This window comes from Streptomyces sp. NPDC057474 (assembly GCF_042802555.1).
Taxonomy (GTDB): Bacteria; Actinomycetota; Actinomycetes; order Streptomycetales; family Streptomycetaceae; genus Streptomyces.
This window is the reverse complement of the sequence record NZ_JBHVDX010000067.1, coordinates 30514-42649: the sequence shown is the minus strand read 5'-3', so window position 1 is coordinate 42649 and position 12136 is coordinate 30514. Positions and strand designations below refer to the sequence as shown.

Sequence of the window (12136 nt, the reverse complement as noted above, 5' to 3'; positions counted from 1 at the left end):
GAGAGGCGTACCCCTACTGGGCGTCCTCCAGCACGGCCGCCGCCTCTTTCGCGGCCTTGATGGCGCCCTTGTTGATCTCGTCCGTGCCGGGCGCCTTCTGGGACTCGAAGTCGCTGCCGTTGTAGGTGACGACCACCAGGGCGTTGGACATGCGGACGTACACCACGCCCTCGCGGGTCTGCTGCTTGTCCTCGGTGGTGAGGTTCACCACGGAGTAGGCCTCGTCACCGAGACCGGGGACGGCGCCGCCCCCACTCTTCTCCGCGGTGCGCGCCTTATAGGCGCTTTCGGCCCTGTCGTCCGATTGCTGGATCTCGTACGAGATGTCGAGCCAGCGATAGTCGAAGCCCTTGAGCGCGTTCCATGAACAGGTGCGACGCACGGACTCGTCGGTCGACGCGATCTCCTTGCCGGCCGTCTTCGCGCCCGGAACAAGGGATTTGACCGTTTTCTCCGTGACGCCGGAGCAGGGCGAGGGCGCCTTCGCGTACGTCTTGGCCGCGGCCGATGTCGACGGCGCGGACTCGGAGGTCGAGACGGGCCCCGACGCGGTGTCCTGCGTGGAGTCCTTCTCGGCCGGGCTCGCGGACAGCGGACCGGACGACAACGCCCAGCCCGCGGTGGCGAGTACGGCGACCGGCAGCAGTCGCGCGGTGAGGGCGAGCGGCAGAGGGAGATCACGCACAGCGCACTTCTCGGGGTCGAGGCGGCGGTACCGCCGGGCGGTGGGGTACGTCAGTGTCACACGACTACCTGTGGGACGAAAGTGCGAACTCGCTCTGTGTATACGTGGTGACAGGGGTTCGTGGTTCAAGACGCGGGCGTCGTCTTCGTGTCGGAGGGCCTTGCGTCGGCGGTCTCCGTGTCGGTGTCTTCCGTGTCATCGGCGGAGTCACGGCTTCCGCCGGGGGTGCGTGTCAGGATCGGCTCATGATCCCGATACGCGGCCGTACGGCCTCCCGCGCGCTCCTCGTGGCGGCACTGACCCTGGCCGTCGGCGGCTGTGGACTCTCGGAGGAACTGGACCGCGAGCGCGACCCCGACCGTGCGGGGCCCTCGGTGTCGGCCTCGTCGGCGGGCACGGACGCACCCGAGGGGCTGCGGGCCTCGGAGCCGCCCGGGGGCGCGGAGTCGCAGCCGGGTGCGTCCCCGACCGGGGGCACCTCGACCGCCTGCCCGGCCTCCGGGGTGCGGATGGTGCCCGGCCTCGTGGAATCGGCGATGGGACTGCGGGCCATGGGCGTGACCCTCACGAACTGCGGCACGAAGCCGTACACCGTCAACGGCTACCCGTCGATCCAGGTGCTCGACGAGAGCGGAGACCCCTACGGCGACGTACGCGTCCTCCAAGGTTCGCGACACATCACCACCGGTGTGCCCGACTTCGGCGCGCACACCGTCACCCTGAAGCCCGGCGAGTCCGCCAGGACCGACCTGGTCTGGCGCAACACGGTCACCGAGGCGGACGTACCCGCCGTCAACGCCCCTCAGCTGCGCATCGCCCCGCTGGCGGGCCGGCCCGCCGAAGTCCTCACCCCCGAGGGCGGCCTAGACCTCGGCAACACGGGACGCCTCGCCACGACGGCGTGGGCACAGGTCGCCGACGGGTCTTAACCAGTTGCGGTGCCATCGTGGCGATCAGCACCCTGGGTGCATGAACCGGTTACCGTACGCCACCGAGTCCCAACTCCCTTCCCTGCGCGAGGAGATCCTCGCCTACTACGAGCGCGGAGGGGAGAACACCCGCCTCAGACAGGGTGCCGGACGCCTGGAGTTCTGGCGCACCCAGGACATTCTGCGGCGGCTTCTGCCGGACGCTCCCGCGCGCGTCCTCGACGTCGGCGGCGGCACGGGGATCCATGCCGAGTGGCTGGCGGAGGAGGACGGGCACGAGGTCGAGGTCGTCGATCCCGTGCCGATGCACGTCGAGCGGTCCGGGCGGCTGCCTGGGGTCACCGCCCGGCTCGGGGACGCCCGCGCGCTGCCCGCCGAGGACACCGCGTACGACGTCGTGCTGCTCCTCGGGCCGCTCTACCATCTGCCCGAACGCTTGGACCGGGTAAGGGCGTTGGCCGAAGCCCGGCGGGCCGTGCGCCCGGGTGGCGTGGTGGTCGTGGCCACGATCAACCGGTTCGCGGGGCTCAACGACACGCTCCTGCAAGGGAACTACTTCATTCCGGAGCGCCGTGAACGCATTGACGCCGTTTCGGTCGATGGCCGGCACGGGTACTCGTCGGCGGACCCGCACTTCACCACCGCCTATTTCGCCGACCCCGCCGAGGTGCCGGGCGAGTTCGGTGAGGCCGGGCTCGCGCCCGAGGGGCAGTACGGCGTCGAGGGTGTCGCCTGGCTGATGGGTGGCGTGGAGGAGTGGCTGGACGACCCGGAGCGCCGGGAGGCGGTGCTTGCGGCGACCCGGCGGATCGAGTCGGAGCCGTCGCTGCTGGGGGCGAGCGGGCATGTGCTGACGGTGGGACGGCGTTCCGGCGGGGGGCTGATCCCGAGGGCCTTCCGGAGCGCTGCGTACGATCACCGAACGTCCGTCGCGCAGTGAGGAGTCCGCCCGTGTTCACCACTCGACCGACGCTCCAGGGGACCTTCGGGATGGTGTCCTCCACACACTGGCTGGCGTCGCAGTGCGCGATGGCCGTCCTGGAGGACGGCGGCAACGCGTTCGACGCGGCCGTGGCGGCGGGCTTCGTCCTGCACGTCGTGGAACCGCACCTCAACGGGCCCGCCGGTGAGGTGCCCATCGTCCTCGCGCCGGCGGACGGCGAGGTCCGGGTGCTGTGCGGTCAGGGTGTCGCGCCCGCCGGGGCGTCGGCCGGGCACTACCGGGGGCTCGGTCTGGAGCTGGTGCCCGGCACGGGGCCTCTGGCGGCCGCCGTGCCGGGCGCGTTCGACGCGTGGATGCTCCTCCTGCGCGACCACGGCACCAAGGATTTGGCCGATGTCCTGAAGTACGCCATCGGGTACGCGGAGGACGGACACGCGCCCGTGGAGAACGTGGGGGCGACGGTCGAGTCCGTGCGTGACCTCTTCGAGAAGGAGTGGCTGTCGTCGGCGGAGGTGTACCTGCCGGACGGGCGGGCGCCCCGCCCGGGCCGGCCGTTCCGCAATCCGGCGCTGGCCGCGACGTGGCGGCGGCTGCTCGCCGAGGTCGAGGGGGCGGGCGACCGGGAGGCCCGTATCGAGGCGGCGCGCGAGGTGTGGCGCTCCGGCTTCATCGCCGAGGCCCTCGTCCGGCAGGCCGGACGGCCCACCCTGGACACCAGCGGCGAACGGCACGCCGGGACGCTCACCATGGCCGACCTGGCCGCCTGGTCCGCCTCCTACGAGGCCCCGGCGACGTACGACTGGAACGGCTGGACCCTGTGCAAGGCCGGCCCCTGGAGCCAGGGCCCGGTCCTCCTCCAGCAACTCGCCCTGCTGCCGCCCGAACTGCCCGCGTACGGGTCCGCCGACTACGTGCACCTCCTCGTCGAGGGCTGCAAGCTAGCCATGGCCGACCGGGAGGCCTGGTACGGGGACGCCGAGCCCGTGCCGCTCGCCGAGTTGCTGTCCGACGAGTACAACGCCGCGCGGCGGGCGCTCGTCGACGACACGGCGTCGTACGAGCTGCGGCCCGGCGGTCCGGGCGGCCGCACCCCCCGACTGAGCGTGCACGCGCGTGTGGTGGCCACCGATGAGCCGGGCTTCAACCCCATGGGGGCCGGTGAGCCCACGGTCGCGAAGGGGCTCGGGGGAGTCGGCGAGCCCACCGTCAGCAGGAGTCCTGGGTCGCCGGTGCCGGGGGAGCCCGATCTCGCGGCGGACGGGGGGACCCGGGGCGACACCTGCCACCTGGACATCGTCGACCGCTGGGGCAACATGGTCGCGGCCACGCCCAGCGGCGGCTGGCTGCAGTCCAACCCCGTGGTGCCCGAGCTGGGCTTCCCGCTCGGTACCCGGCTGCAGATGGCCTGGCTGGACGAGGGTCTGCCCAACTCCCTCACCCCCGGCCGCCGGCCGCGCACCACGCTCACCCCGTCGCTGGCGCTGCGCGACGGTGTGCCGGTCATGGCCTTCGGCACGCCGGGTGGCGATCAGCAGGACCAGTGGCAGCTGCACTTCTTCCTCGCCGTCGCCCTCCGCCCGCCGGTCCGCGGCGGCCTCGACCTCCAGGGCGCGATCGACGCCCCGAACTGGCACAACGACAGCTTCCCCGGCTCCTTCCACCCGCGCGGCATGCGCCCCGGCAGCGTCACCGTCGAGTCCCGTACGCCCCCCGAGACCGTCGCCGAGCTGCGTCGGCGAGGCCACGACGTCGTCGTCGGCGAGGCATGGTCCGAGGGCAGGCTGTGCGCGGTCGCACGCGACCCGGAGACCGGGGTGCTGTCGGCGGCTGCGAATCCGCGCGGGATGCAGGGGTACGCGGTCGGACGCTGAGCGGAGGCCCGGCCGAGTCCGTCCAGGCCCGTCCGCCCCGGGTATTCATGGCGATTCCATCCCGAATACACCGAACGGGTGAGGATTGTCAGTGCCGCGTGCTGTCATGGAGGCATGATCGTAGACAACGAAACCATCGACGAGTTTCTCGCACGGCACGCCCCGGACGTCGAGGAAGCGATCCGCAAGGCCGCCGCCGCGGAGATCATGCCGCGCTTCCGGCAGCTCGCCGCGCACGAGGTCGATCAGAAGGCCGGCCCGCACGACCTGGTGACCGACGCCGACCGCAACGCCGAGCTGTATCTGACGGAGGCGCTCGCCGCGCTGCTGCCGGGCTCGGTCGTGGTCGGCGAGGAGGCGGTGCACGCCAACCCGGCGTCGTACGAGGCGATCCAGGGCGAGGCGCCGGTCTGGATCGTCGACCCGGTGGACGGCACCCGGCAGTTCGTGCACGGCGAACCCGGCTTCTGCACCCTCGTCGCCCTCGCCCAGGGCGGAGTCCTGCGCGCCTCCTGGACGTACGCGCCCGCCCTGGACCGGCTCGCCGTGGCGATACGCGGCCAGGGGGCCACGCTCGACGGCGAGCCCCTGCGCGCCGGCTCGCCCGATCCCGGCCGTGACCTCGACATCGCCACCTCCCACCCGGACTACACCACGGAGGAGCAGAAGCAGGCCCTGCTCGGCCTCTGGACGGACGGTGTGGCCCCGCGCGCCTGCGGTTCGGCCGGGCTGGAGTATCTCGCCGTCGCCGAGGGCCGGTTGGACGCGACCGCGTTCTCCTGGGAGGCCGCCTGGGACCACGCGGCCGGCATCCTCCTCGTCGAGGAGGCGGGCGGCGCCCACCTCACTCTGACCGGCGAGCCCTTCCGCATCACGGGTGGCAACGCCCTGCCGTTCACCACCGCCCGGGACGCGGCCACGGCCCGCCGGGTGGTGGCGCTGCTGTCGGACACAGCCTGACCCGGGGGCAGGGGAGCGTTGCCCGGCCGGCTCGGGTGACCGGAAAGCCTTCCGGTGTCCTGGTCGGAGCGGTGAAGCGGAACCGGCGCGTCCGCGGCGGAACCCACCCTTGCCCGGGCCTGTGGGTGGCCGGGCATATCCTGAACGCAGGTCTGTCGGCGGGCGGGGATTCCGTCGGTGGAGCTTGGCCATCGGCTGACGAAGGGGTCCGGACGTGCCGTCGATGCTCGACGCGGTGGTGGTGGGGGCGGGGCCGAACGGCCTGACGGCTGCCGTGGAGCTGGCCCGCCGCGGGTTCTCCGTGGCCGTGTTCGAGGCGAAGGACACCGTGGGAGGGGGCGCCCGCACCGCGGAGCTGACCCTGCCCGGCTTCCGCCACGACCCCTGTTCGGCCGCGCACCCGCTCGGCGTCAACTCGCCCGCGTTCAAGGCGATGCCGCTCCAGCGCTACGGCCTGGAGTGGCTGCACGCCGAGCTGCCCATGGCGCATCCCTTCCTCGACGGCTCGGCGGCGGTGCTGTCGCGCTCGGTGGGGGAGACGGCCGCCTCGTTCGGGCCGCGTGACGCGGGCGCGTACCGCAGGCTGGTCGAGCCGTTCCTTCCCAAGTGGGACACGCTCGCCCGGGACTTCATGTCGCTGCCGCTGTCCTCGCTGCCCCGCGACCCGGTCACCCTCGCCCGTTTCGGCCTGGTGGGGCTGCCGCCGTCGACGTGGCTGATGCGCCGCTTCAAGGACGAGCGGGCCAAGGCGCTGTTCGCCGGGCTCGTCGCCCATGTCATCGCTCCGCTCGGCGGCCTCGCCACCGGCGCCGTCGGCCTGGTCTTCGCGCTGGCCGCGCACGCCGCCGGCTGGCCGGTCGCCCGGGGCGGCTCGCAGGCCATCTCCGACGCGCTCACCGCGTATCTGAAGGATCTCGGCGGCACCGTCCACACCGACTACGAGGTCAAGCGCCTCGACGATCTGCCGCCCGCGCGCGCGTACGTCTTCGACACCTCGCCCACCGCCCTGGCCCGGATCGCGGGCTTCGGCGGCTACTACGAGTCGTACCGCTACGGCGCGAGCGTCTTCAAGCTCGACTACGCGCTGGACGGCCCCGTGCCATGGACCGCCGAGGAGGCGCGCAGCGCCGGGACCGTCCAGGTCGGGGCGAGCAGGGCCGAGATCGGCGCGGCGCTCGACGCGGCCTCCCGGGAGGGCCGGACACCCGACTCGCCCTTCCTGATCACCGTGCAGCCCAGTCTGGTCGACCCGAGCCGGGCCCCCGAGGGCAAGCACGTCTTCTGGGCGTACGGTCATGTCCCGAACGGCTGGACAGGGGATCTGACGGACGCTGTCGAGCGTCAACTGGAGCGTTTCGCGCCGGGGTTCCGCGACCGTGTCCTCGCCCGCGCCACCGCCGGCCCGCCCGAGCTCGCCGCACACAACGCGAACTACGTGGGCGGGGACATCGCCTGCGGCGCCGCCTCCGGTCTGCAGTTGCTGCTCCGCCCCAAGCTCTCGCTCTACCCGTACCACACCCCGCACCCGGCCGTCTTCATCTGCTCCTCGGCAACCCCGCCGGGCCCCGGCGTGCACGGCATGTCGGGACACAACGCGGCCAAGGCGGTGTGGCGGAGGCTGCGGCAGGAACCCTGAGATTTCATCGGCACGCAAAGCAAAGTCGCAAGTCGACAAAGGTCTCCACATATTCTCCGTGTGAATGTTCAAGTCACGTGGGTAAGTTGCCGCCATGAAAGATCGGAAAGCGGTGCCGGGCTCCGGCTCGCGACCCGCCGTGAGCCTCGCCGACCTCGCACAACTCGTGCGCGCACCGGCCGCCTTGAGCGTCCCGGGCGACGTGCTCGCGGGTGCCGCTGCCGCCGGGCACCCGCTGGGTGTGCGGACGTTCGGTGTGATGGGCTCGTCCGTCTGCCTCTACTGGGCCGGCATGGCCCTCAACGACTACGCCGACGCCACGATCGACGCGGTCGAGCGCCCCGAGCGCCCCGTCCCGTCGGGCCGTGTCCCGCGCCGCACCGCCCTCGCCGTCGCGGGCGCCCTCACCGCAGGGGGCCTCGCGCTGGCCGCCGTCTCGGGAGGCCGCCGGAGTCTCCTGGGAGCGCTTCCACTGGCCGGCGCCGTCTGGGCGTACGACCTGAAGCTCAAGTCCACCCCGGCCGGCCCGGCCGCCATGGCATCCGCGCGGGCCCTGGACGTCCTCGCGGGCGCCCTGGCCGCCGGGCGCGGTCCGGACCGTACGACCGGAACCGGCGCCGCCCTGCTGCGCGGCGCCGTCCCCGCCGCGCTGATCGGCGCCCACACCTACACCCTGACCGCGCTCAGCCGCCACGAGATCTCGGGCGCCCCCGCCCGGCTGCCGGCCGCGACCCTCGCCGCCTCCACGACCACCGCCCTCGCCGCGGCACTCCCGGCCGTCCGTACGGCCGTCGCCTGCGTCGGGCGTCTTTCGGAGCGCGGCGGGGCCACCAGCGCCGCGCGGTCCGGCACGACCGCCGGGGCCACCGAGATCGTGCGTTCGGCAGCGACCGCCGGCGTTTCGCGCTCGACCGCGGCCCGGGCCGTCGTGGTCGCCGCCGGGGCACTCGCCTACCTCGGCAGCTACGGTACGGCCCAGGCCCGTGCCGTACGGGAACCGTCGGGTGAGAACGTACGGCGGGCCGTCGGGGCCGGGATCCTCGGGCTGATGCCCCTGCAGGCGGCGCTGACCGCGCGGAGCGGTGCCACGGCCGCGGCGGCGGCCCTGGGCGTCGTACACCCCCTGGCGCGGCGGCTCGCCCGGCGCATATCCCCCACCTGAACCAGCACAGAACTCCGCAGGAGCAGCGCCGGAATGAACCCTCCTTCCACACCCCTCAGATTCGGCTACGGCACCAACGGCTTCACCAACCACCGGCTCGGCGACGTCCTCGCGGTCCTCGCCGACCTCGGCTACGACGGTGTCGCGCTCACCCTCGACCACGGGCACCTCGACCCGTACGCGGACGACCTGCCCCGGCAGGTGGCCGCGGTCGCCCGGGACCTGGCCCGGCACGGACTCGACGTGACCGTCGAGACCGGCGCGCCCTACCTCCTCGACCCCTGGGCCAAGCACCACCCGACACTGATGGCGGACGGGGCCGAGCGCAGGATCGACCTGTTGCGGCGGGCCGTACGCATCGCCGCCGACCTCGGCTCGCCCACCGTCCACCTGTGCAGCGGCCCGGCACCGGACGACGGGCTGCCGGAACGGGACGCGTGGAAGCGGCTCGCGGCGGGCGTGGAGACCGTCCTGGAGACGGCGGGGGAGTGCGTCGTCTCGCTGGCCTTCGAGCCCGAGCCGTACATGTTCGTCGACACCGTGGAGCGGTGCCTGGAACTCGCCGAGATGGTCGGCGGACACGAACTGTTCGGGATCACCCTCGACGTGGGGCACGCGCACTGCGTGGAGGACCGGACTGTGCTGGAGTGCGTCCGCCTCGCCGCCCCGCGCCTGCTCAACGTGCAGATCGAGGACATGCGGCGGGGTGTCCACCAGCACCTCGAACTCGGCGCCGGCGAGATCGACTTCCCACCCGTGCTCGCCGCCCTCCAGGACCTCGACCACCGCGGTCTGGTCTCCGTGGAGATCCAGGGTGGTTCCCTCGACGCCCCCGAAGTGGCCCGTCGCTCGCTGGACTTCCTCCGCGCGGCGACGGCCTGACCCGACGCACGTTCCACCCGCACCACGAACCCGTCAAGTCCTCCCTCCCCGCAGGAGGTTGTTCCGTCATGGTCTCCACCGGACTGCCGATCACCGAGCCCGCCGATTCCCTCGTATCTTCCGACCCTTCCGACCCTTCCGACCCTTCCGACCCTTCCGACCCCCGAACCCTCCTCACCCACTACACGCTGGACGCGACGGCCCGCGCCTGGCTCGACGAGGCCGTGGCCCGGATCGCCGACCGGCCCGCCGCCGTACGAACCCTGTTCCCCGCCGCCCGAAGACGCTGCGGGCGTGCCCGGCTGGACGCGCAATGGACGGTCGACGAGGCGGCCCGCGCCGTCCTGCTCGGCGCGCTTCCGCTGGGCGGCCGGCCGCTCGCCGACGAACTGGCGGGTCTCTTCCGCCATGGCGACCCGGCCGAACAGCGGGCCGTACTGCGGGCCCTGCACCTGTTCGCCGACCCCCAGGGTGGCGACAGCACCCGGGAACCCCTCGGCGACCTCGCCCTGCCACTCGTCCGTGAAGCCCTGCGCGGCAACGACAGCAGCCTCATCGAGGCCGCCCTCGGCCCGTACGGTGCCGCCCGGCTCCCCGACGCCGAGTACCGGCAGGCTGTACTGAAGTGCGTCTTCCACGAGATCCCGCTGGACCGGATCGCCGGTCTCGCCGCCCGCGCCGACGCGGAACTCGCCCGTATGCTCGCCGACTTCGCGCACGAGCGGGTCGCCGCCGGACGGGACGTACCGGCGGACATCTGGCCCGTCGTCCGCACCTTCCCCGCCGCCGACCAGCTCACCGACCAGCTCACCACCGAGACCCGTGCCGCCGCGCCGGCCCGTCGGGAGGCCGCCGAGCGCGCCCTGCAGGCGCTCCGGCGAGCCACCGCCTCCGCAGCCACCGCCTCGGCCTCCGCAAAGAACACTGCCTTCGCATCCAGCCGGCATCGCTCACAGAACAACCCCAGGAAGAGGCCTGCCCGTGCGCATCTTCGACCCCCACATCCACATGACCTCCCGCACCACCGACGACTACGAGGCGATGTACGCGGCCGGTGTGCGCGCCGTCGTCGAGCCGGCCTTCTGGCTGGGCCAGCCCCGCACCTCACCCGAGAGCTTCTACGACTACTTCGACGCGCTGCTGGGCTGGGAGCCCTACCTGGCCGCCCAGTTCGGCATCCAGCACTTCTGCACGATCGCGCTCAACCCCAAGGAGGCCAACGATCCGCGCTGCCGGCCCGTGTTGGACGAGCTGCCCCGCTACCTCGCCAAGGACCGGGTCGTCGCGGTCGGCGAGATCGGCTACGACTCCATGACGCCCGAGGAGGACGAGGCACTCGCGCTCCAGCTCCAGTTCGCGATCGAGCACGAACTGCCCGCCCTCGTCCACACCCCGCACCGCGACAAGGCCACCGGCACCCGCCGAACCCTCGACGTCGTACGGGAGTCGGGCATCGCCCCCGAACTCGTCGTCCTCGACCACCTCAACGAACTGACCGTCGGCATGGTCCTCGACAGCGGCTGCTGGGCCGGGTTCTCGATCTACCCGAGGACCAAGATGAGCGAGGACCGCATGGTGACCATCCTCCAGAAGCACGGCACCGAGCGCGTCTTCGTCAACTCGGCCGCCGACTGGGGCCGTTCGGACCCGCTCAAGACCCGGAAGGCCGCCGACGCCATGCTCGCCGCCGGGTTCGACGACGATGCCGTGGACCGGGTGCTGTGGCTCAACCCCGTCGCCTTCTACGGGCAGAGCGGCCGACTGGACCTCGACGAGCCCAAACCGGACGAGGAGTCGAGCTTCCAGGGCAACTCCATCCGGCGCGGCGGGGAGTGAAGAGGACGGCCATGCGCTTCCGGCATCCGGACGGCACCGCCGTCCACCTCGGCTACTGCAGCAACGTCCACCAGGCGGAGGACCTCGACGGAGTACTCGCCCAACTCGCCGGCTACGCCGAACCGGTGCGCGAGCGCCTCGGTGTCGACCGGCTGGCATCGGGCTCTGGCTCGCTCGCGATGTGGTCTCTCAACTGGTCGCCGATCCAGGCGAGTTGAAGCGCCTCAAGGGTGAACTCGCGGCGCGTGGCCTGGAGACCGTCACCCTCAACGCCTTCCCGTACGCCGGTTTCCACCGCGAGGTGGTCAAGAAGGACGTGTACCTTCCCGACTGGGCGGACGAGGCCCGCCTGAGTCACACCCTCGACTGCGCCCGCGTCCTCGCCGCGCTCCTCCCGGACGACGCCGAGCGCGGCGGTGTCTCCACACTGCCGCTGGCCTGGCGCACGCCCTGGCCGCCGGACCGCGCCGACACCGCCCGCCGCGCCCTGGACCGGCTCACCACCGGGCTCGCCGGGATCGAGTCGGACACCGGCCGCCGTATCCGGGTCGGCTTCGAACCGGAGCCCGGCTGCGTCGTGGAGACCACCGCCCAGGCCGTACGGGAACTGCGCGGCCTCGACCCCGAGCGGCTCGGCGTCTGCCTCGACGCCTGCCACCTCGCCGTACAGTTCGAGGAGCCCGGCGCTGCCCTGCGCCGCCTCGCGGACGCCGGGCTGCCCGTCGTCAAGCTTCAGGCGTCCTGCGCGGTCGAGGCCGCCGACCCGGCCGACCCCGCAGCTCGCGCCGCACTGCGGCGGCTCGCGGAGCCACGGTTCCTGCACCAGACGCGTACGGCTGCGCGACAGGAGGCCCCGGAGGTCCGGGGCGTCGACGATCTGCCGGACGCCCTGGGCGGCGGTCTGCCCACCGACGCCGGTCCCTGGCGCGTCCACTTCCACGCCCCGCTGCACGCCGACCCCGAACCGCCGCTCCGCACCACCGCCGACCAGCTGGGCCGGGTCCTGGCCGGGCTGCTCGGCGGGGCCTCGGCCGACTGCGACCACATCGAGGTCGAGACCTACACCTGGTCCGTCCTCCCCGAACCGCCCACCGACCTGCCCGGCGGCATCGCCGCCGAACTCGCCTGGGCCCGAGACCGGTTGACCGGCCTCGGCCTCAAGGAGGACCAGCAGTGAGTACCACGCCGCCTCACGGCGGGACCGCCGGTGAGCACTCGACTCGACCCCAAGG

Annotated in this window: 9 protein-coding genes and 2 pseudogenes; 10 read left to right on the top strand and 1 reads right to left on the bottom strand. The window is 72.8% G+C overall.

The features are described 5' to 3' along the window. Positions 1-13: 13 nt before the first annotated feature. Positions 14-685, bottom strand: coding sequence for a hypothetical protein (locus ACFU53_RS20470; protein WP_383994069.1), 672 nt, complete (start codon positions 683-685; stop codon positions 14-16). A gap of 245 nt (positions 686-930) precedes the next feature. On the opposite strand from ACFU53_RS20470, the gene ACFU53_RS20465 reads away from it, so the two are divergent. The 10 genes and pseudogenes from ACFU53_RS20465 (at position 931) to eboE (ending at position 12081) form a co-directional block, all read left to right on the top strand. Next, on the top strand, positions 931-1614 hold the full coding sequence (locus ACFU53_RS20465) for a DUF4232 domain-containing protein (protein WP_383994048.1): 684 nt from the start codon (positions 931-933) through the stop codon (positions 1612-1614). 40 nt (positions 1615-1654) lie between these two features. Beyond that, positions 1655-2554: a class I SAM-dependent methyltransferase gene (locus ACFU53_RS20460; protein WP_383994045.1), complete on the top strand. Its 900-nt coding sequence runs from the start codon at positions 1655-1657 to the stop codon at positions 2552-2554. Positions 2555-2565: 11 nt separating this feature from the next. After that, positions 2566-4428, top strand: a complete 1863-nt coding sequence (locus tag ACFU53_RS20455; RefSeq protein WP_383994043.1) for a gamma-glutamyltransferase family protein — start codon at positions 2566-2568, stop codon at positions 4426-4428. 114 nt (positions 4429-4542) lie between these two features. Further along, entirely contained in the window at positions 4543-5388 is an 846-nt protein-coding gene (locus tag ACFU53_RS20450; protein WP_383994040.1) for an inositol monophosphatase family protein, read from the top strand. A 223-nt stretch (positions 5389-5611) separates the two neighbouring features. Beyond that, positions 5612-7024, top strand: coding sequence for a phytoene desaturase family protein (locus ACFU53_RS20445; RefSeq protein WP_383994066.1), 1413 nt, complete (start codon positions 5612-5614; stop codon positions 7022-7024). Between the two features lie 94 nt (positions 7025-7118). Further along, a complete protein-coding gene (locus ACFU53_RS20440; protein WP_383994037.1) occupies positions 7119-8186 on the top strand; it encodes an SCO3242 family prenyltransferase in 1068 nt (355 codons plus the stop codon). Positions 8187-8219: 33 nt separating this feature from the next. After that, the gene (locus ACFU53_RS20435) at positions 8220-9068 is read left to right on the top strand and encodes a sugar phosphate isomerase/epimerase family protein (protein WP_383994034.1); all 849 of its coding nucleotides are present in this window, start codon (positions 8220-8222) and stop codon (positions 9066-9068) included. Between the two features lie 68 nt (positions 9069-9136). Then, positions 9137-9778, top strand: a pseudogene (locus ACFU53_RS20430) (EboA domain-containing protein); the annotation flags it as partial. A gap of 271 nt (positions 9779-10049) precedes the next feature. Further along, positions 10050-10904, top strand: coding sequence for a TatD family hydrolase (locus ACFU53_RS20425; protein ID WP_383994031.1), 855 nt, complete (start codon positions 10050-10052; stop codon positions 10902-10904). An 11-nt stretch (positions 10905-10915) separates the two neighbouring features. After that, positions 10916-12081: pseudogene (gene eboE / locus ACFU53_RS20420) on the top strand (metabolite traffic protein EboE). Positions 12082-12136 lie beyond the last annotated feature (55 nt).